The sequence below is a fragment of the Saccharopolyspora sp. NPDC002376 genome (genome assembly GCF_053593195.1).
Window position 1 is genome coordinate 1 of sequence record NZ_JBSFBZ010000065.1, and the last position, 21,397, is coordinate 21,397.

At 67.4% G+C, this 21,397-nt stretch carries 13 protein-coding genes and 3 pseudogenes; 8 read left to right on the plus strand and 8 right to left on the minus strand.

All coding sequences use genetic code 11. The features are described from left to right. The first annotated feature begins 48 nt into the window (after window positions 1-48). Window positions 49-4,008: a type VII secretion protein EccCa gene (gene eccCa / locus ACWCO2_RS31240; protein WP_450131380.1), complete on the plus strand. Its 3,960-nt coding sequence runs from the start codon at window positions 49-51 to the stop codon at window positions 4,006-4,008. Here eccCa and mycP read toward each other — a convergent pair whose 3' ends face one another. After that, entirely contained in the window at window positions 4,009-5,235 is a 1,227-nt protein-coding gene (gene mycP / locus ACWCO2_RS31245) for a type VII secretion-associated serine protease mycosin (protein WP_450131381.1), read from the minus strand. A gap of 38 nt (window positions 5,236-5,273) precedes the next feature. After that, a complete protein-coding gene (locus ACWCO2_RS31250) occupies window positions 5,274-7,586 on the minus strand; it encodes a hypothetical protein (protein ID WP_450131382.1) in 2,313 nt (770 codons plus the stop codon). Window positions 7,587-8,053: 467 nt separating this feature from the next. Here ACWCO2_RS31250 and ACWCO2_RS31255 point away from each other — a divergent pair, with 467 nt between their 5' ends. Continuing rightward, window positions 8,054-8,251 (plus strand): hypothetical protein, encoded by a 198-nt coding sequence (locus ACWCO2_RS31255; protein ID WP_450131383.1) that lies wholly within the window; start codon window positions 8,054-8,056, stop codon window positions 8,249-8,251. Between the two features lie 67 nt (window positions 8,252-8,318). Here the strand turns inward: ACWCO2_RS31255 and ACWCO2_RS31260 are convergent, their stop codons facing one another. Then, window positions 8,319-8,522 carry a hypothetical protein gene (locus ACWCO2_RS31260; protein ID WP_450131384.1) on the minus strand — a complete coding sequence of 68 codons (204 nt, stop codon included), beginning with the start codon at window positions 8,520-8,522 and terminating at the stop codon, window positions 8,319-8,321. Window positions 8,523-8,545: 23 nt separating this feature from the next. Here ACWCO2_RS31260 and ACWCO2_RS31265 point away from each other — a divergent pair. From ACWCO2_RS31265 to ACWCO2_RS31280, 4 genes and pseudogenes are all read left to right on the plus strand, one after another. After that, a pseudogene (locus ACWCO2_RS31265) lies at window positions 8,546-8,671 on the plus strand (IS3 family transposase); the annotation flags it as partial. An 8-nt stretch (window positions 8,672-8,679) separates the two neighbouring features. Next, window positions 8,680-9,236, plus strand: a pseudogene (locus ACWCO2_RS31270) (transposase); the annotation flags it as partial. A 666-nt stretch (window positions 9,237-9,902) separates the two neighbouring features. Continuing rightward, window positions 9,903-11,297, plus strand: a complete 1,395-nt coding sequence (gene ltrA, locus ACWCO2_RS31275; protein WP_450131385.1) for a group II intron reverse transcriptase/maturase — start codon at window positions 9,903-9,905, stop codon at window positions 11,295-11,297. Window positions 11,298-11,411: 114 nt separating this feature from the next. Next, window positions 11,412-12,188, plus strand: a pseudogene (locus ACWCO2_RS31280) (transposase); the annotation flags it as partial. Between the two features lie 112 nt (window positions 12,189-12,300). Here the strand turns inward: ACWCO2_RS31280 and ACWCO2_RS31285 are convergent. The 4 genes from ACWCO2_RS31285 to ACWCO2_RS31300 form a co-directional block, all read right to left on the minus strand. Next, window positions 12,301-12,435 carry a hypothetical protein gene (locus ACWCO2_RS31285; RefSeq protein WP_450131386.1) on the minus strand — a complete coding sequence of 45 codons (135 nt, stop codon included), beginning with the start codon at window positions 12,433-12,435 and terminating at the stop codon, window positions 12,301-12,303. A 150-nt stretch (window positions 12,436-12,585) separates the two neighbouring features. After that, window positions 12,586-14,196 (minus strand): thiamine pyrophosphate-binding protein, encoded by a 1,611-nt coding sequence (locus ACWCO2_RS31290; RefSeq protein WP_450131387.1) that lies wholly within the window; start codon window positions 14,194-14,196, stop codon window positions 12,586-12,588. Continuing rightward, window positions 14,189-15,403, minus strand: coding sequence for a Glu/Leu/Phe/Val dehydrogenase dimerization domain-containing protein (locus tag ACWCO2_RS31295; RefSeq protein ID WP_450131388.1), 1,215 nt, complete (start codon window positions 15,401-15,403; stop codon window positions 14,189-14,191). The genes ACWCO2_RS31290 and ACWCO2_RS31295 overlap by 8 nt, the downstream gene beginning before the upstream one ends. Before the next feature lie 573 nt (window positions 15,404-15,976). After that, complete coding sequence (locus tag ACWCO2_RS31300) at window positions 15,977-16,582, minus strand: TetR/AcrR family transcriptional regulator (protein ID WP_450131389.1); 606 nt, start codon at window positions 16,580-16,582, stop codon at window positions 15,977-15,979. A gap of 872 nt (window positions 16,583-17,454) precedes the next feature. On the opposite strand from ACWCO2_RS31300, the gene ACWCO2_RS31305 reads away from it, so the two are divergent. Both ACWCO2_RS31305 and ACWCO2_RS31310 read left to right on the plus strand, forming a co-directional pair. Beyond that, a complete protein-coding gene (locus tag ACWCO2_RS31305; RefSeq protein ID WP_450131412.1) occupies window positions 17,455-18,852 on the plus strand; it encodes an amino acid permease in 1,398 nt (465 codons plus the stop codon). Between the two features lie 345 nt (window positions 18,853-19,197). Beyond that, window positions 19,198-19,428, plus strand: a complete 231-nt coding sequence (locus ACWCO2_RS31310) for a hypothetical protein (protein WP_450131390.1) — start codon at window positions 19,198-19,200, stop codon at window positions 19,426-19,428. Between the two features lie 608 nt (window positions 19,429-20,036). On the opposite strand, the gene ACWCO2_RS31315 is transcribed toward ACWCO2_RS31310, so the two are convergent. Continuing rightward, window positions 20,037-21,323 (minus strand): MFS transporter, encoded by a 1,287-nt coding sequence (locus ACWCO2_RS31315; RefSeq protein ID WP_450131391.1) that lies wholly within the window; start codon window positions 21,321-21,323, stop codon window positions 20,037-20,039. Between the last annotated feature and the right edge of the window lie 74 nt (window positions 21,324-21,397).

Below are 21,397 nucleotides of genomic sequence, written 5' to 3' on the forward strand. Positions count from 1 at the left end.
TTGACCACGATGTTGTTCAACCGGCCCGCGCGTCGCGTGGGACCGAAGATGCCGGAGGGCGAACTCGCCCTCCAAGAGCCGCCACCGGTACCGGAGTCGAAGAGCAACAGCCTGAGCACGATACTGACCTACCTGCCCATGGTGCTCATGTCGGGCAGCATGACGCTGACGTTCCTGCAACGCCCCGGCCCGATGACCTACGTGGCGGGCGGCGTCATGGTCGTCGGCATGGTGGGCATGGTTGTCAGTCAGCTCATCCGGGCGGCCACCGACCGCAAGCACAAGATGGGCGGCGACCGCCGCGACTACCTGCGCTACCTCTCGCAGCAGCGGCAGAAGGTGCGCCGATCGCTGGGCGAGCAGCAGGCCTCCGCGGCCTGGACGCACCCGCATCCGGGATCGCTGTGGTCGCTGGCGCTGAGCTACCGGCTTTGGGAACGGCGCGGCACCCACGAGGACTTCGGCGAGGTGCGCATCGGCGTCGGCCCGCAGCACTCCGCCCTGAAGCTGGTGCCCCCGGAGACCAAGCCGGTCGAGGACCTGGAACCGCTGTCGGCGCACGGACTTCGCCGGTTCCTGCGCGCCTACAGCAGCCTGCCCGCCGCACCGGTGCCGGTCTACGTGCGCGGGTTGGCGCGGATCCAGCTGCGCGGCCACGCCGACGCGGCGCGCGCCATGACCCGCGCGATGGTCGCCCAGCTCGCCACCTTCCACTCCCCCGACGACCTGATGATCGCGGTCTGCGCCGGTGACCTGGAGCGCGCGGCGTGGGACTGGGTCAAGTGGTTGCCGCACGCCCAGGACGCGCAGCGCCGCGACGGAGCCGGGCCGGTCCGGCTGATGGCCGACAACGTGACCGAGGTCGAGGAGCTGCTCGGCGAGGACTTCACCGAACGGCCGAAGTTCGAGGGCGCCAGCCCCATCACCGCCCGCGAGCCGCTCGTCGTCGTCGTGCTCGACGGCGTCACCGTCCCCTCCGGGCACCGGTTCGCCGACGAGGGCTACCGCAACACCGTGGTCATCGACGTCGGCGACGGCCTGCCGTGGCGGCCGGAACGCGACACCCTGCACCTGGACGTCGCGGAGGACGAGCTGAGCACCATCGCCTTCAACCGCGCGGGAAAGGAGTCGGCAACCCGGCTCGGCATCCCAGATGCTTTGGGAGCCGAAGCCGCGGCGGCGCTGGCGCGAACGCTCTCCCCGTTCCGCATCGGGGCGGCCACCGACACCAGCGAACCGCTGGCGACCGACTACGAGCTGACCACGCTGCTGGGAATCGGTGACGCGAACAGCTTCGACCGCGACAAGCTGCGGCGGGACCGCGCTGCCCGGCAGCGGCTGCGGGTGCCGATCGGCATCGACACCTCAGGTGTCCCGATCGAGCTGGACATCAAGGAATCCGCCGAGGACGGCATGGGTCCGCACGGCATGCTCATCGGCGCCACCGGCTCCGGCAAGAGCGAGCTGCTGCGCACCCTCGTGCTGGCTCTGGCGGTCACGCACCCCTCCGACGAGCTCAACTTCGTGCTAGTGGACTTCAAAGGCGGCGCGGCCTTCCTCGGCTTCGACCGCCTGCCGCACACCTCCGCCGTGATCACCAACCTCGCCGACGAGATCGAACTGGTCGATCGCATGCAGGATGCCCTGACCGGGGAGATGAACCGCAGGCAGGAACTGCTGCGCTCAGCGGGGAACTACGCGTCGCGGCGCGACTACGAGAAGGCCCGCCGCGGTGGCGCGCAGCTGGAGCCGATGCCCGCGCTGTTCGTCGTCGTCGACGAGTTCAGCGAAATGCTCGTCAGCAAACCGGAATTCATCGACGTCTTCGCGATGATCGGCCGTCTCGGCCGCAGCCTCGGCGTGCACCTGCTGCTGGCCTCGCAGCGGCTGGACGAGGGCCGCATCAGCAAGGTCGAAACGCACCTGTCCTACCGCATCGGGCTGCGCACCTTCTCCGCGATGGAAAGCCGCAGCGTCATCGGCGTACCCGACGCCTACGAACTGCCCACCGCACCGGGCAACGGCTACCTGCGCTCCGACACCCAGACCCTGACCCGGTTCAAGGGCGCCTACGTTTCCAGCCCCTACCGAGCCCCGCGCAGGAGGACCAGCCAGAAGGTCGTCGCGGAGCAGCTGGTCGACTTCAGCGGCGGGCACGTGGCCCAGCGCCGGCACGACGTCGAAGAACCCGTCGTGGAACAACCCCAGCCCGACGAAGAACGACTGCCCATGATGGATGTCGTCATCAACCGGCTGGCCGGTCACGGGCCTGCGGCGCGCCAAGTGTGGTTGCCGCCGCTGCGGAAACCGGCGGCGCTGGACGAACTGCTACCGGCGCTGGACGACGACCCGCAGCTGGGTCTGCACACCAACGACCGGGATCCGGCGCGCACGCTGGTCGTTCCGCTGGGGCTGGTCGACCTGCCCGCGCAGCAGCGCCGCGACCTGCTCACCGCCGACCTCTCCGGCGGGGAGGGGCACGTGGCGATCGTAGGCGCGCCGCAGAGCGGCAAGTCCACGCTGCTGCGCACCCTGATCTGTGCCTTCGCGCTCACCCACACCTCCGCCGAGGTGCAGTTCTACTGCCTGGACTTCGGCGGCGGCTCGCTGGCCGCGCTCTCCGGCCTGCCGCACGTGGGCAGCGTCGCGAACCGGTTGGACCGGGACCGCGTCACCCGCACCGTGCAGGAGATCACCAACCTGCTGCAAAGCCGGGAGCAGCTGTTCGCCTCGCACAACCTGGACTCGATGGCCGCGTACCGGCGGGCCCGCGCCAAGGGACGGTTCGTCGACGAGGACCCCTGCGGCGACGTCTTCCTGGTCATCGACGGCTGGTACACGCTGCGCAGCGAATTCGACGAGCTGGAAGCCCGCTTGCAAGACATCGCCGCGCGCGGGCTGAGCTTCGGCATCCACCTGGTGGTGTGCTCCGGGCGGTGGTCCGACATGCGCCCATGGCTGCGCGACGTGCTGGGCACGCGGTTCGAACTGCGACTCGGCGACCCGGTCGAGTCGGAGGTCAAAAGCAGGCTGGCGGCCACTGTTCCGGCCGCGCCCGGTCGGGGCATCACCGTGGACAAGCAGCACTTCCTCGCCGCCCTCCCGCGGATCGACGGTCGATCATCGACCGACGACCTCGCCGATGCCGTGGCCGACCTGGTGCAGGCGGTCGGCGGCCCCGGCGCGGTGCCCGCACCCCCGGTTCGGCTGCTGCCGTTGGAGGTCCCGGCGCAGCAGCTGCCGGAGCTCCGCGTGGCGCACGAGAACGCGGTGTTTCAGGTTCCGCTCGGCCTCGACGACGTCGAACTCGCGCCGCTGTGGCACGACTTCGACCAGACCCCGCACCTGGTCATGTTCGGCGACACCGAGAGCGGGAAGACGAACATGCTCCGCTACGTCACCGAAGCGGTGACCCGGCGGTACTCGCCGGAGCAGGCCCGGGTGCTGTTCGCCGACCCCCGGCGGGAGTTGCACGACGTGGTGCCGACCGAATACCAGATCGGGTACGCGGTGACCGGCGACAGCCTGGCGAAGCAGGTCGCGGAGGCAGCGGAACTGCTGACCTCGCGGGTGCCCGGACCGGAGATCAGCCCGGATCGCCTGTCGAAGCGGGACTGGTGGACCGGTGGACGCCTGTTCATCGTCGTCGACGACGCCGAGCTGGTGGAAAGCGGGTTCACCAACCCGCTGCAACCGCTGATTTCCCTGCTCCCGCAGGGCCACGACATCGGGCTGCACCTGATCATCGCCCGCAGCACGTCCGGGGGCAGTCGGGCGATGATGGACCCGGTGCTGCGCCGGCTGTGGGAACTCGGCACGCCGATGCTGCTGTTCTCCTGCCCCAAGGACGAAGGCAGTTTCGTGGGCAACCTGCGTCCCCGGCAGCTTCCGCCGGGCCGCGCCCAGTTCGTCAACCGCCGACGCGTGGTCCGGCTCGTGCAGACGCCGCGGCTCGGCGATGATCGATCCGGCGCGGCTTCGGCAGCGGGTTCGACGCAGAACAGCTGATCAGCGAGGGCCGGTGGCCCCGTCCGCAACGACGACCTTGCGGGCGGGGCGCCAGCCCCGGCGACGACCGGCCGGGACGAGCACCGAAACCAGCCACGTGACGAAGGCGAGCGCGACCGCCGAAGCAACCGTGGCCAACACGATTCGCCCGGGCATCGGGTCGGGCGGCGGCACGACCGGGTGTGCGACCCGCGCAGCGGAGCCACCGCCCGGTTGCGCATCGGCGCCGCCCGGGACGACGGCGGTCACCGCCGCGTACGGATTCACCATGCCCCAGCCGGTGTTCGGGTCCGGAACAGTTCCACCCGATGGATTCGCGGTCGTCAACAGGCGTTGCGCGACCTGGTCGGCGTTCAGCTCCGGGCGGTATGCACGGACGAGCGCCGCCGTGGCTGAGACGAACGGCGTCGCGTAGGCGGTGCCCGAACCCTGCCAGTGCCCCGCCCCACCGGGACCGATGCTGACGATGCCCTCGCCGGGCGCGACGAGATCGACCGTTTCGCCGGTCTCCGAGTAAGCGCCGGGTTGCCCGGTTTCGTTGACGGCTCCCACCCCGAGCACGCCCGGGTACGCCGCCGGATAGGTGACCGAGTCGGCCTCGCCGCCCTTCGCCGCGGCGGTGACGATCAGCGCGTCACGGGATCGCGCGTAAGCGACTGCGGATTCGAGGTCGGTGCTTGGCTGCGACGTGGTGGTGGAGACGTTGATGACGCGGGCCCCCGAGTCCGCCGCGATGCGGATTCCCTTCGCCAGCGCGGCGGGATCCCCATTCCCCTGGTCATCCAGGACGCGCACCGGCAGGATGCGCGCCTCCGGGGCGATCCCGGCGAAGCCGATGCCGTGCTCCTGCTTCGCGGCGATGATCCCGGCGACGAACGTGCCCTGCCCCGAGCAGTCGGAGTCGGCAGCACCCGAAACGGCCTTGCCAGGCAACACGGAGCCGACGAGCTGGGGCGAATTGGGGTCGACGCCTGAATCGACGACGGCGACGACGACCCCCTGCCCACGCGTGACCTTCCACGCCCGCTGCGGGGCGAGTTGTGCTTGCGCCCACGGGATGGTTCCCTCGGTGACCATCGGCGGCGGGGCGCAGCCCTGGATCGACGCCCTGTCGGGCGGCCCCACGTTCGGCACCGCAAGCGCCGGTTGCACCTCACCTCCCGACATCGCGCACGCCAAGCACATCACGGCGGCAGTACGAGCGGAACGGCTGGCGAAAGCGTTCATCGGTTCACTCCGAAGGAGTTGACGGAATTCTGCGGTGCTCACGAGGCCGTCGCGGAAATGGACTGTCCCACCACGGCACCGGCGACGAGCCCCACGGGGCTCTGGAAGCGAGACGCCTGCACCTCACCCATCGTGGACGGCTCGACGGCACGGCGAAGCCGCAACGCCTCGCGGAGCTTCTCCGCTACGGCGAGATCGTGTTCGGTGAGCTTCCCGGTGCCGCCTTTTTCGTCTGCGGCGAGTTCTCCCAGCAGCACGGCCGGACGAGCGTCTGCGTTGTCATCAACGTCCAGTACCTTGAACCGACTGCGCTGGCAGAACACCAGTTCCTCGTTCTCCCCGGCGGTAGCGAGGGCCGACGTGCGGCGCGCGGTCCTGGACCAGATGCCGAAGTCGACGGGCAGATCCGCGGCGACGCACTCGCCCTTAGGCACGGCGCTGAGCAATCCCGGCTCCGACAGCACCTCGCCGAGCGGGTAGGCATCCCGCACATCCTGTTGCCAAGACCAGCTGGACTGGCGGAAAACCGGCCCGCGCTGCACCGGCAGTCGCCGGAGCCCGGAGGTCAGGCAGGCCAGGTATTCGGAGCAAGGCAGAACCCGCTGCTCCCGGAGCGCCTCGTTGAGCGCCGCACCGCCACGCGCACTGGCACCGAGGTAGAGGCGCACCGCGACGAGGTCGACACGCGCGGCGGTCTCATCGTTGCCCCGCAGCGCCGGGAGGAGAGCGAGTGCCGCGTTCACAACACCCACCGCATCGTTGAACTCGTCGGCCGCCCATGCCAGGAATGCCGCGCGCTCGCCCTCGCTGCTCACATGCCCTCCGGGGAGCAGCGGAGGATCATGCGGAGCTGCGCGGACGGTGGTGATCCGCGCATCCGGCTGCACGGTCGGCGGCTCATCGATCCCGGAAGACGGCGCAGTCGACGGCCCGGAACTCAACGTGACCGGCCGAGCCGTCGCCGGGACCGGAATGACCACAGTGGACTCTCCGATGGACTTGACCTTCTCCGCACCGCGCGGCGGTTCTCCGGCGACCGGCCCGCTGCCCAGATCGAGTTCCACTCCGGATTCTCGTGCGATGTCGTGGAGTTCATCGCGCAAGCGGTCCTCCTGCACACCCACGGCGAGGATCCGCACGCCGCATCGTTGCGCGAACCAGCCGAGCAGATGCCGCAGCGGGCCCGTCCCCTCGGCTGCCGCGGATGAGGTCACCGCGATGGTCATCCGATGCGGCTCGAACGGTCCGGCCGCGGGATCGTCGGTGTCATCGGGGCCCGTCATGACCAGGCCGGCTGGCACCACGCGAAGCCTGACCCGCTGCCCCGCCACCGGGCGGTAGTTCAGCGCACCGTCCGCGACCCATCCCGGGGGAGGTGGTGCAGCGTCCAGGACTTCGGCCTGCGACCCGGGCGAATACCGCAACAGGGTCGGCATCGTCGGCCACGCTTGTCCGCCCTCCACGTTCCGGACGACGACGGAACCGTCGGCCGCCGGAACTCCGGGGGTCACGACAACGCTGCGCCCCAGCGATTCCGCGAGCCGCTGCGCCCAAGCCGCAACATGGGTTCCGGTCGCGCCCGGCACGAACCAAGCCACATCGGGCAGTTGCGGAGGCAGCCTGCGCAGCCCGGCCACGAGCTGCGCGTGGGGGAGCTCATCCTCTCCGGGCCGCCCCAGCACCACGCGCGGCCGGCGCGCGTCCATTGGTACGTCCCACGCGGGATCGCCCTGGCAGGAAGGCCGCGAGCGCACATTCCGCACCAACAGCCCGGCTGGCACGTGCTCGAACACGAGGTCCTTCTCGAACAGGGGGAGTTCTGGGAGCATCGCCTCCCAGCTCTGCGGCGGCAGCCGGTATCCGACGGGGTCGCTCGGCACACCTCGGCGGAAGCGGTTCCAGCCCGCCGCACCAGCGGCCCCGACCGCGAAGGCCGATCCGCGCGCAACGATGGCGAGCTCACCCGCGGGCGCGATCACCTCCGCTCCGAAGGAGTCCGCCACAATCTGCGCGTAGACCTTCCCGAACGCGTCGGGACGCCCCGCCCCCGGCATGACCAGCCAGAGCGCCTGATGCGGCGTGGGGCCGCCGAACAGCTTCCCGCATGCCTCCCACAAGGCCGCCGGCAACCCCGGATCGCTGACCGCCGTGCCAGAAACCACCAGTGCAGCGACGCCCGGGACCTGCGGCAGCGCATCGAACACGCGACTTTCCCGCGTGTCGGCCGCCGCGCCGCGCTGACCGACCAGACCGATCGATCCCCGCCACCGGAACACCAGGCGGCCGCCCTCGGGGTTCTCGACCGCATCGCGCGGAACGGTCCCCCGTCGTTTCGAAGATGGTGCAGACATGAGCCTCTGTTTCCCTGCAGCAGCGGGCTCCAGGCCGTCCCAGTCACCGGGACGCCTGTCGACATGGTTGGCGGAAGATGCCACCGTGATTCTGGACACCCGCGCCCGCCAGCAGCTGCTACCTGGACGGACCGCCCGCTCGGCCAGGGTTTTTCCTCACTCGCCATCGCCAGCCGTCCCCGGACCGCTTCTCGACATCCCAGGCACGGCGATGGTTGCCGGACAAAATATTTGGTAATGATTTCCATTCTGATCAAGCTCTGACCAGGAGAACACGTTCGTGCCGGAAGATCGAGAGCGGGGAACACATGCTTCTGCAACGCTCCAGGCCACTGCGACCCAAGCCCCGACGCCGCCACCTTTCGATCCCCCGTCCATCCAAAATAGCCGAGTCGAAAAGGCTCGCACCACCTGAACCACAGCGATTTCCGGTACCACTTGAAGCGGTTTCCTGGCCACATCTTCGGGTGGATCATGCAATAAGCAATGGCGTCGACACCAGCCTCCTCGGTGCGCAGCTGGAAGGATGTCTGGTCGCCTGCGAACGCAGTCACGACCTGTGCAGCAAGCACGCCGAGCGCCACACGCACTGCCGGATGTGCGCGGACGCGACGCCGCACTGCCCGGACATGTGCCGCCCAGCGCTCAACTCACTGCACGGCTGACTGCCGATCGTGGGACGGCCGGGGCTTCCGGGCTAAAACCGAGGAATTCCCGGCAGCAGAAGCGTTTTCAGCTGCTGACGCCGGGCGTTGTTGTGGGGGCGCTACTGCTGAGCGCGATCACCGCGGTCACTTGGGGATGATCGTCGAGGATGCGCCACATGACCTGCGTGCCGCCGTCGCGGCTGACCGCCTCCTCGATGACTGAAACGTCCTCAATCGACAGTCCGGCCTCCACCAGCGCCTGGCTGACGCCCGTGAGCCGATCGGCCACCGTGGTCAGGATCCGCGGGCCCCAACAAGATCGTCGGCTACTAGATCTCCGATCACATGAGATCCTCGCTCGCTATGACCGCGTTACGCAACGCCATCGCGTTGCGCGACCCGCGCGGGGTGATTGTGCACTCGGATCGGGGTAGCCAGCCTGAGTTCGTTCTCCCTCCACCATTTCACGGGAGTTGCGCCGTAACTCGGCCACCCGCGGTGGGAAGCTTGAGTATCGGGCGTCGGTCGCACAATTGAAGGCGGAACTACTCGCGCAGCGTCCCAAGACCGCGAAGCTCGTGGAAAGCGAGCAGCTGCGCGAGTACGTCCAGGACCGACTCGCCGGGGTGATCCGCGCTCCAGACCGGACGCCCGTACCGGGTCCGGTTCCGCCGGAGTGGAAGGGGCGGAACAAGCCTCACCGGCAAGATCGGCTATGGGCCACCGCGTGGAGCAGATCGCCCGCCGCCTACCTGTCGATTTCCCCGATGACGAGGCCATGCGGATTTCCCACGAGGCAATCTACCAATCCCTCTATATCCAGGGCCGTGGTGCGTTGAAACGCGAGTTGGGCGTCTGCCTGCGGACCGGTCGCGCGCTGCGGGTGCCGCGACCACGAACTCGGCAACGTCCGGGCAGGCACGTCACGCCCGAGGTCGTAATCAGCCAGCGTCCCGCCGAAGTCGCCGATCGCGCGGTCCCGGGCCATTGGGAAGGTGATCTGGAGCGCCACGAGGCGCTATGTAACCGAGTGGAGGTGAAAGACCTGCACCGTTGTGTTGTCGTAGCAGCATAACGAAGCTGGGGGCAGTTCGAGCCGGGAGATGCCGGTGAGAGTGGTAAGCAGCCCCGACAACGCCGGGACGGACCAGTACTACCGGATGGTTCGGGTCCGGCAAGCGAGATGGGAAGGTGTACGCGAGGAACCAGCGGTTTAACGCCCCTCAAGTCTCCCGCCAGCTCGAAACCCGGTGGATCTGGGCTGGATTGCGGTGCGCACCCATCATGTCGGTGGGGAACTTCGGAGTCATATCGAGATCGATGGCTTCGGAGGCCACGGTGAAAGTCTGCGGCGTAGCCGTGGTGATGCCGCAGGGGTATAGCTGGGCACCTCACCTATCGATCGGTTCATGGTGAACGTGGGAACCACCCTGAGCCTCCGGTTTGCTCCTGCCAGCCAGATGGGCGTAGGTCGGATAGGCGCGTCGTCCGCTGACGGTTCGGTGGTGGGGCGGAGGACCCGTAGTAGTCCGAGGGCGGGAAAGCCGTCCACATTGGCGAAGGGGTCTAGCGGGTTCACGCACGCGACGTACTGCAAGGGACGGAGACGCTGGTGAATACCGGTGAGCCGTGGCCAGACGCCGATATGGCATGGCTACGGGTACGACGGATGCAGACCAAGCTGCACCAATGGGCGGCCGAAGATCCCGGCCGCCGGTTCGATGATCTGTTCAATCTCGTCTGTCACCCGGATTTCCTCGCCGTGGCATGGGAGCGGGTGGTGGGCAACAAGGGCGCGCGCACGCCAGGGGTGGACCGGGTGATCCCGGCGTTCATCTCCGGGCCGGCCGACGCCGCAGCCTTCCTGAGCGAGACGCGGGAGCAGCTGCGATCGCGCTCGTTCACCCCGCTGCCAGCGCGGGAACGACTGATTCCCAAACCAGGGCAACCGGGGAAATTGCGGAGGCTGGGTATCCCGTCAGCGCGGGATCGGCTGGCACAAGCAGCCCTGGTGCTGGTGTTGGAGCCGATCTTCGAGGCAGATTTCAAACCGGTGTCCTACGGTTTCCGTCCGAAACGTCGTGCCCAGGACGCGATCGCCGAGATCCATGCCCTGGGAACCCGGAACTACCACTGGGTGTTCGAGGCTGACATCGCGGCGTGTTTCGACGAGCTATCGCACTCGGCCATCATGGCGCGAGTGCGGCGACGGATCGGTGACAAACGCGTCCTGGCCCTGGTGAAGTCCTTCCTCAAAGCGGGCATCCTGTCCGAGGCTGGACAACTTCAGGGAACAGCATCGGGCACGCCCCAAGGCGGCATTGCCTCGCCATTGCTGGCCAACATCGCTCTGTCGGCGCTGGACGAACACTTCTGCGCCAAAGACAACCACGGCACACGATGGCGACGCGAGGCGCACCGCAAAAACGGAGGAGCCTTCTACCGAATCGTCCGCTACGCGGACGACTTCGTCATCATGGTGTGTGGCTCCCGAGAGCACGCGGACGCGCTTTGGGACGAGGTTCGCCACGTGCTGACCCCGTTGGGGCTGCGCCTGTCCGAATCGAAGTCCCGGGTCTGCCACCTCGACGAGGGATTCGACTTCCTAGGGTTCCACATCCAGCGGCGCCGTAAGAAGGGAACGAATTCGTGGGCGATCTACACCTATCCGTCGAAGGAAGCGCTGCTCTCGGTGATGGGAAAGGTGCGGGCGCTCACACGCAGAACACGACACCGGACGCTCGAAGCCCTGCTGCGCCAGCTCAATCCGGTGCTGCGGGGATGGTGTCAGTACTTCCGGCACGGTGTCTCCAAAGCCACGTTCGGTTACCTCGACGCCTTCACCTGGCGGCGGGTGGCCACTTGGCTGCGGAAACGACACGAACGGATCAACTGGAAGGACCTCTACCGGCGGTTCCTGACCGGCAGGCCCGGAAACCGCCCGGCTGAGAACGGGATCGTCATGTTCGACACCACCACGGTCGAGGTCACTCGATACCGGTGGCGCGCGAACAACATCCCCACACCATGGACGAGCGCAGCGGCCACCCCGGCAGCTAGTTAACCCCGGGAACCCGTGGAGCGCCGGATGCGTGGAGACACGCACGTCCGGTGCGGCGGGCGGGCCGGGGAAACGGACCGGGAGCAATCCCGGCACCGCGCCCCGGCCCGACCCACCATCACCGACGAGATCACTGCCGAGCGGACCGTCCTGGTCGGCTTCGAGCGGGACCTCGCGACCGAGGCACCCGCACGTCCAACCGGATCCGCGGCCTGCTCACCCAGTTCCACCCCAGCCTGGAACGCGTCCTCGGCCCACGCCTGGACCACCCGGCTGTCACCTGGCTGTTGGAACGCCACGGTTCCCCAGCCGCTCTGCGAAAAGCCGGACGCAGCAAGCTGATCGAACTCATCCGCCTCAAGGCTCCGCGCATGGCCGAACGGTTGATCGTCGAGGTCTTCGATGCGCTCAACGAACAAACCGTCGTCGTTCCCGGAACCGGCACTCTTGACATCGTTATCCCGTCGCTGGCCCGTTCGCTCGCGGCCGTCCACGAACACCGACGGGCCCTGGAAACCCGGATCGAGGCCTTGCTGGAGACCCACCCTCTTTCCCAGGTCCTGACCTCGATGCCGGGCGTCGCGGTCAGGACTGCCGCCACCCTGCTGGTCACCATCGGAGACGGCACCAGCTTCCCCAGCGCCGCCCACCTCGCCTCCTACGCCGGCCCGGCACCAGCAACCAGATCCTCGGGACGCAGGCGATGTTCCTCGCGGCATTCGCCGCCCTGCACGATCCCGCCTCCCGTGCCTACTACGACAAATGCCGGGCACGAGGCAAAACGCACACCCAGGCCCTGCTCCGCCTCTCCCCCACCGCATCAGCGTGCTGTTCGCGATGCTCCGCGACGGCACCTTCTACCAACCCCGCACCCTCGCAACAGCCAACGCATGACCAGCCCACACTTGACAAAAGACATAGAGGCACCCCCCCGACCGGAAACGTCGGGCGGCCCTGCGGCCTGTTGCGGGGCCGCCCGTGCATGGAGAGCCGGACAATCGTCGAACTACGCCAGCGCCGCCCGGACAACCGCGTCGACGTGCAGCTCATTGGTAGTGCAGACCGCCGCCACGACCGGTTCCCACCTGCTACGAGGACTGATGCGTACCGACACCAGCACACCGGCCGAGTGTGTCGGCATCACCATTCCTCGCCGGGACGCAAGGACGTCAGCCTGGACCACGAGGACATCCCGGGATCGTGGTGGCGCCACCAGACTGCCTATCCCAACCCGGGATGTCCCGCACTCCACGATCGATCAGCAATGTTTCGTGGATCAGGGCAGGGAGCCTCAGCGCCGCGTCGGAACCCCCTCGACGATGTGCATCACCGTGGGGCGATCCGCGTCGAAAGCCTTGCTCAGCTCTGACTCGAGCTGTGAGGAACTCTCGACGGCGACGCCGTAGCAGCCCATTGCGCGCGCCATGGCGGGGAAGTCCACGCGGTCGAGCTGGACAGCATGCACCGGTTCCCCACGCTCGGCCATCTCCTTGCCGATCTCGCCGTACCCGCCGTTGTCGACGATGACCACGGGGAGTGGCAGCCCGAGCTGTGCTGCGGTCGCGAGTTCGGCGATCGTGAACATGGCACCACCGTCGCCAAGCAGGGCCATGACGCGGTCCTCGGGGCGCGCGATCTTCGCACCGATTGCGGCTGGCAGACCGTAGCCGAGGGTCCCGAGGCCCGACGGGTAGAGGAAGGACGCAGGCAGGTAGCTCGGGAGATTGGCCAGGGCGCCCATGTAGCACACCGTCGCGCTGTCACCTGCGACCACGAAGTTCCGGCCCAAGCTTGCGGTCATCCCGTCCAACAGTCCGAGCCAGTTCTCGCTGGCTGCGACGGCCTCGCGTGTGAACTCTTCCCGCCACCGTGCGGCACGAAGGTGCCCGTCTTGTCCGTGGACAGGTGAGAGAGACTCGACCAGATGACGGACCGCGGTGGCGGCATCGCCGACGACCGCAACCGCAGGCGTGGCGTTGGCGGCCACTCCCGTCCGGTCGATGTCGATGCGGATCACCGTCGCATCCACGGGGAAGGGCTCCAGCCAGAAGTCCGACGGGGCGAGCTCGGTACCTACGGCGACGACGACGTCGCTGTCGTTCACGAGCTCGGTGACGGTCGTGAGATGCATCCCGCTTCCGACCACAAGCGGGTGGTCTGCGGGGACGACGCCCTTGCCGTTGGCCGACATGATCACTGGTGCGGCGCAGGCCTCGGCGAGCTCACGAACCTCGGCCGATGCGCCCCGCGCGCCGCCTCCGACGACGAGCAGGGGCCGGCGAGCCCGCCCCAGCAACTCTGCGGCGGCGGCGGAGGATGCCGGGTCGGGAGGCCGTGGCCCGGCAGCGATCGGGGCGACGGCAGGGCACTCCACCCCGGCCTCGGCATCTAGGAGGTCCAACGGGATCTCCAGATGCACGGAGCGCGGACGTTCGGCCGTCATGGCGGCGAAGGCATGCGCGACCGCCGCCGGGATCTCCTGCACGTTCTCGACCCGGTGGCTAAAGGCGCACACGGCGTCGAGAGCACGATGCTGGTCCTTTACCTCGTGCAGGTAGCCGTTCCCGAAGGCCGGGTGGCCAAGCGGCATCCCGGGTGACACCGCCAGCACGGGCACGGAGTCGGAGTAGGCCTGGGCCAGTGCCGTGGCCGCGTTCAGCGCTGCCGGCCCCGTCGTGGTGAGGCACACCCCCGGCCGCCTCGACACCCGTGCGTAGCCGTCCGCGGCGAAGCCCGCTCCCTGCTCGTGCCGGGGCAGGACGTGGCGGATCCCGTGCCGGTGCAGAGCCGCGTAGACCGAGAGGTTGTGCGTGCCCGGGATACCGAAGACGGTGTCGACACCGTGGTCGGCCAGTGCCGCCACCAGCACCGCACCACCGGTGTGACCGGCCGGCTCAGACATCGCCGAACCGGGCGTCGATCTCGTTGATGTTCTCGGTCACGATGCTCAGCGCGGCCTCCCGGGGGGTGACGCCGTCGCGCGCGCACCGGTCGAAGGTGGCGTCGACGATGCGGCGCATCTGCGAGCGCACCATGGAGAAGGCCGCCTCCGCGTCGGCCTCGACGTCGCCGAACAGCGTCCAGTACCACCAGGCGTTCGTCGCGGAGTTGGCCACGAAGTCGGGAATGACGGTCACACCACGCTCGGCGAGCTGCTTCTCCGCGTCGGGCAGCACCGGCATGTTGGCGGCCTCGACAATCAGGGAGGCCCGGACGTCGGCCTGGTTGTGCTCGTCGATGCTGTAGGAGACGGCCGCGGGGACGAGGATCTCGCAGTCGATGTTCAGCCACTCGGAGGACGGCAGTTGCTGGTCCTCGGGCTGGAGCCGGCTCCGGTCGATCCGGCCGGACTCATCGCGCGTGGCAAGCAATTCCTCGACGTTCAGGCCGTCGGGGTTGGTGACGACGCCCTCGGCGTCGGCGATCCCGACGATGCACACGCCAGCGCGCTGCAGGTAGCGGGCGGTCGCTCCGCCCATCGAGCCGAAGCCCTGGACAACGGCCCGCAGGTTGGCGACGGACGTGCCGAGCCGCTCGAGCGCGGTCAGCGCGGCCTCGGCGACACCGAGGCCACCGACCAGCAGACCGAGCTCGATGCCCTCGACCTTGATCTCGAATGCCGCGTCGAACCGGGCGATGGCTTGGTCGCGGTCGGGAAGGAGTCGGAACACGGCTTGCGACGAGCTCTCCAGGCCGAGCTCACCGATGGCGTCGTCGATCATGTCTTGCCGCACGCCCAGGTCCTCACCCGTCACCCAGTACTGCTCGAGCAGCGGACGGACGCCGGACAGGAAGCGGCGCAGTATGCCACGCGCGTCGGGGTCGTCGTGGCTGCAGTCGATGCCGCCCTTGGCCCCGCCGAGCGGGACGTAGCGAGCGCCGGGCCGGTAGTGCACGGCTTCCTTGCGACCCATGCCTTTGGCGAGACCGCGTACCTCGTCGAGGGTGCAGCCCTCGCGCATCCGCAGGCCGCCGCTGCTGACGCCGCGCACCAGCCTCTCGATGACGAGGTAACCCCGCTTACCCGAGACCGGATCGGTCCAGGTCAGCTCCAGCAGGGCGGCTGGCGTTTCGGTCTTCGTCTGTGCGGCTTCGAGTGTACTGGCCACGCTCCGCTCCTGACTCACGGTTCAAATTTTACTGAATCGCGAGTCAGTTTGAGTCGACGGCTCCGCACTGTCAAGGATGCTGGCCCACCACTGCTCACAGCACGATGACGACGCCCCCCTTCACCGACGACGCCGGGGAACTCCTCACCAGTACTTGGCGATGTGGGAACGCGGTCACGAACACCGCTGCGAGGATCCACTACGGCTGTCATGAATGACTGGGGCGACGGTTTCGTGCCGGGGACTCGGTCAGGTTGTGCGACAAGCCCTCCGGGGATTTCCACGGGCTGTCGTGACATGGACGAACGGGCGCTGGCCGTCGTTCCGGCTGGATTCCGGCGCGGACGTCGCGTTCGCGGAACTCCAGGTTCCTCGGGTTCGACCGGTCGTAGCGCTTGACCTGGATCGCTTCGGAGGGGCGGGAGTCTTGACCGGAGGAAGTCCTCCACGACATTCGCCGAGATCGTCGAGTCAGCTGCTGCGACTGTCTGAACTCGTTGACATTGCAGCGCAATGACACGACTCGGCGGATGTTTCGAGGGTGCAGGCGCGCTCGAGGCGCTCGACCTCGGCCTATGCGGACACCGTCGTGATGTCTACGCCGAGCTCGTACGCGACCGTCGATGCGACCCATGCTTCCATGGACACGCGTCCTATCGCGCGGCGGTGAACCACCCGCTGAACCGCCAGGCCGTCCAAGAAGGCCTGAATCCGGGTGGCTGCCGCCGAGCTGTCCTCGACCTCGAACTCGCCGGCCTCTGCACCGGCGGCTATGACACTCGCGAGAGTCTGCTTCCACTGGAGATCCAGGTCATTGACGACCGCGGCGCCTGCCTTGTCACGCAACGCGTACGCCCACCCGTCAACCCACAGCTTCCACCCACGCGCTCGGCCCGTCGGCGTGTACCACTTGATGACCCGCATGAGCCGTTGCGTATGTGAGCCGGGAGCGGAAACCAATCTGCGCAGCTTAAGAAGGTCGAGCTCGGCTGCGTGCTCCAATGCCTCGATGATCAGCTTGTCACGTGTCTCGAAGTGGTAGATGATCAACGCAGGGCTGACGTCCAACCTCTTCGCGACGTCTGCGATGCGTAGCGCGCCCGTTCCCACGGCATCGATCTGGTCCACGGTCGCACCAAGAATCTCTTCCCGACGTAGCTGGACGCGTTTCCTCGACATGCAAGCAAGGTAAGCCACGTGCAGAGCCGGCACGGAAGGTGGCCATCGGTCGGTCGCCGCCAGGTGCCAGACGGCCGGCGTGGTCGCAGCAGCCCGCACTCTGGGGTACCGGCTGCGAGCGGAAGCCCATTCCGCGGTCAACTGCCAGGTGGTGCAGGGGACTTCCGACCGCCGGTGATCCGCAGTGCGCGGCCGGTAGGTCATGCTGCCTCTCCCCAGACTACGTACGGCACGATCCGTGCAGACCGGCACCATACTGGCGCCTGAGTCAATACAAAAGGTACTTCAGGGGGCATTTCCATTGATCGTTCGGAAGTGCCCACAACGGGAACCTTGACAGGCGCGCGATGTCGTGGGCTAAATGGCGATTCAGGTAATAGCACGTCGAGGAATGTCAGAGTGGACGGACTCGACGAGCGCCTCGCTCCGTGGGACATCGTGGCTCGACGAGGCACCGAGCCCTGAACTTTCGCGGGAGCCGGCCTCGCATCGGTCGCCACAACGCTGACCGACAAGAAAGGCGATGCGACCCTGCCGCCCAACGCCGGACACGTCACCTGAGGCGGGCCCGGTCTGCCAGCGAGACGTCGTTCGTGTCCACTGCGTCGGAGTTCCGACCCGCTGTCGATCTTCCCGCTGCGACACCAAGCCGATCGCCGCGCCGGCAGCGGAACTGACCCAGCGCCACTCCGGCTTCGGAATGCTCGCCCCCCGGTTGACGTCGAAACCGCCCACACGCCACCACTAATTCGACACCGGCGGCGTCCAGCGCACGGGCCGAGCTCAAACACCCAGCGCATCGCACCCACACGATCGAGGCAGGCATGACAACACTGAGACAACAGCTCCTGAGGCGAAAGCCTGTGCACGTGATGGCGGCGGAAGCCGGAATGGCCGGCAACACCGGGGCGCTGAAACGAGCCATCGGACTTGCCGGCCTCACCTCTATCGGTGTCGGCGCCACCATCGGCACCGGCATTTTCTTCATCCTCAGTCAGGCCGTGCCGCTGGCCGGGCCGAGCGTGATCTGGTCGTTTCTCATAGCAGCGGTCGTGGCCGGGGCCACGGCGCTCTGCTACGCCGAGCTGGCCAGCGCAGTCCCGGCATCTGGTTCGTCGTACTCGTTCGCGTACGCGACCATGGGGGAGGGCGTCGCCGTCCTGGTCGGCTCCTGCCTCATCCTTGAGTGGGGTGTCGCGACGTCGGCGGTGGCCGTGGGCTGGTCGCAGTACGTCAACAAGCTGCTGAGCTCCACCTTCGGGTTCGAGCTACCGTATGCGCTGTCGAACGCACCCGAGGAGGGGGGTGTGGTCAACCTCCCGGCGATTCTCCTGATCGCCCTGTGCGGGCTCCTCCTCATGCGTGGAGCGAGCGAGACCGCAAAGACGAACGCGATCATGGTCATGATCAAGGTGCTCGTGCTGCTGATATTCGTCGTCGTGGCCGCCCGGGGCTTCACCGCGGAGAACCTCCAGCCTTTCGCGCCCCACGGCATTGCCGGTATCTCCACGGCAGCCGGGGTCATCTTCTTCTCGTTCGTCGGGCTCGACGGAGTCGCGACGGCTGGCGAGGAGGCGAAGAACCCCCGGCGCAATCTGCCTATGGCGATCTTGCTGTCCCTAGTGATCGTTACAGCGATCTACATCGCGGTGGCCGTCGTCGCCGTGGGCGCCCAGGAACAGGGCAAGTTCGAGGGTCAGGAGGCAGGGCTCGCCCAGATCCTGCAGGACGTCACAGGATCGACCTGGCCGGCGACGATCCTGGCGATCGGCGCCGTGACCTCCATCTTCAGCGTCACGCTTGTCGGGATCTTCGGTCAGACGCGAATCCTGTTCGCGATGTCGCGCGACGGAATGCTCCCGCCGCTCTTCCACAAGGTCAATCCGCGCAGGCTGACGCCGGTCCGTAACACGGTCGTCGTGTCGATCCTGCTGGCTGTCCTGGCGGGTCTGGTTCCCATCAACTTCCTGGCCGAGCTAACCAGTGTCGGCACCCTCGTCGCTTTCGTCACCGTGTCGGTCAGCCTAATCATTCTGCGGAGGCGGGCCCCCGAGATGCCGCGTGGGTTCAGAGTTCCTCTCTATCCGCTGATCCCCCTCGCCGCCATCGCCGGATCGCTCTGGATCATCAGCAACTTACGTCCGATCACGCTCTACGTATTCCTCGCATGGGCAGCCGTGGCGTTCCTGTGGTACCTCCTGTACTCCCGCAAGCGCTCCAGACTCGCTGAACCCAGCGATTCGACCCTCGAGAGAGAGGCAGGGGCATGAGAATTCTTGCCGGATACCCGACCCAATCGCCGCCCTCAGGCCGTCCTGAACATGGCTGCGATGCTGGCGCACTCCAGCGGTGGCACGCTCGATGTCGCCACGGTGCGTACACAATCAGGATTTAGTCATGTCGAGGAGGTCGTGGAGCGGGCGTTGGCGCAGGCACGTGGAATCTGCCCGAGGACGTCCACACTGGTTTGACCTCGGTCACCGCCATATGTCCACTTTGGACATCAAGAAAGCACCCCCGACCGTTACGACAGCATGAACCGGCAGAGTGCCCCGTAACTGGTCAGGCTCCCACCGGTACACCCTGTTCCGGGACAGCAGTGGCGCTTCCGGGTCATGCTGACCCCGGCGCGCGGCTCACGCCCGTGGTTCGATAACCAGATCAAGGCGATCCGCGCGACTGGCGCGACCTACGACGACGCCTCCCAGGTGTGGGTCCGCTGGCTTGACCCCGCCGAACCAGAGCGTCTCGCCGCCGGACTTGCGGAAATGGCAGCGGTGGCCCGCGACTACGGGGCCACGCTCAGTGTCAACCCAGCCAGCACGGTCCTCGCGATGAACCACTGAAGCTAACCTCCACCACACAGGCCTCGTTTCCCTTGCACACCACCAACACTTGATCATTACGGGACAGCCTTTAGGATCCAGCCCAGGATTTCCCACCGAGAAAACCGCCGAACTGCCGAACTGCCGAAACCCGGCCAAGACAGGATCCTTGGTAGCCGCCAACCCCGGCGCTAACAACGCCCTCTTGGAGTTGAATCCCCGCTTCGGGGACCCCTCTCACCGGTGGGGGTTCAACTCGGCTCTCATCACTCGATGTCGCAACTGGCGGACAGTCGCGTCACGGGCCTCTGGTGCTGTTTCCCGTTGGTACCGGAAGTACACGTTCATTCCCCGCCGCAGCAGGCTCGTCCATCAGGTCGATGGCCAGTCCGGCTGGCCCGTGGACGGTCTCGCCGGGTGCCGATTGCTTTCAGGACGGGTTTCGGCCGACCACGATAGAGTGCCGCGGTAGGCGGATGGGGCCTGCACGACTATCGGGCCAATAATCCACAGTGCATCATCAGAAACATGCTCCTGGCCAACGACATAGGCCAGATCGACGTCCAGCTCCGACCACTCGGCGTTGTGACGATGGGTCAGCCACCTGATCCATTGCCGTGGCACATTGCTCAAGTGGTCCGGGCGGGAATGAACAGCATGCACACAGCACCGAGGACGGCTGGGACAGCGAAGGCGTAGAAGTTGGCCTCCAGCCCCCAGCCGGAAGTCAGGATGAAGCTGCCGTAAATCGGTCCGACGATCGCGCCGAGGCGCCCGACGCCCAGTGCCCAGCCCAGGCCGGTCGCCCGCATGGCCGCCGGATAGTAGGTGGCGGTGAAGCCGTTGACCACCACCGTGGTGCCGATGGTGCACGCGCCCGCAACGGCGACCAGCAGGTACAGCACTAGCCCAGGGACGTTGGCGGACAGCAAGAAGATGCACGCCGCTGCGGCGAGGAACATCCCGATGGTGACGGGCCTAGCGCCGATCCTGTCGGCCAGGCCGCCGAACAGCGGAGTGCCGATGATCGCGCCCAAGTTGAGGGCCAGCACGAACGCCATCGCAGAGCCGAGCTCGAAGCCGGCCTCGCGCATGATCTGCGCCAGCCAGGTGTTCAGCCCGTACACCAGCAGCAGTCCGAGGCCCGTGCCCACCCAGAACAGCAGCGTCGCGCGAAGATGAGCGCGCGAGCACAGCGCTTTGAGCCCGGCCAGCGTGCCGAGCCGTTCGGTGTCCGCAGTGGATTCCTCCAGGGCCAGGTCGAACTTGGCGGCCAGCATCCGAGCCTGTTCGCGACGGCCTTGGGCGAGCAGGTAGCTCGGCGATTCGGGCAGCAGTCGTACGACGAGGGGAATCAGCACCACACCCAGCGCCACACCGATCCAGAACATGGTTCGCCAGCCGAAGACCGGCAGCACGGGGATGGCGATCAGCGACGCGGCGATCCCGCCGATTGAGTATCCCGAGTACATCACCGCGTTGGTCATCACGCGGTGCCGCGAGTGGGCGTACTCGACGGTGAGCGCGATGGCGGTGGGCACCACGCCGCCGAGTCCGAGCCCGGCGACGAACCGGAACAGCGCGAACAGCGACGGATCAGGGGCGAGCGCGGCGGCGGCCATCGCGGCAGTGAACCAGATGATGCAACCGATCATGATGCGGCGCCGCCCGACGAGATCGGTGATGGCACCGACGCCGATCGCGCCGAGCAGCATGCCTATCAGGGCATAAGCACCGATGTTGCCGCCTTGCTGCTTGGTGAGCACCCACTCGGCACTCCCGTCGAGCAGTGTGGGCAGCACGGTGCCGTAGACGATCAAGTCGTATCCGTCGATGATGATCGCGGCAGAGCACAGCGCGACAACCACGAATCTGTTGGACGTCCGGATGCCGGGCGACGAATTCAGAGTGCGCATAAGACGTTTCCGTCCTTCGGTGAGCTACCGCGAGATCGACGCGGGGTAGCTGGACACGGATGCCTTCCGGAGTT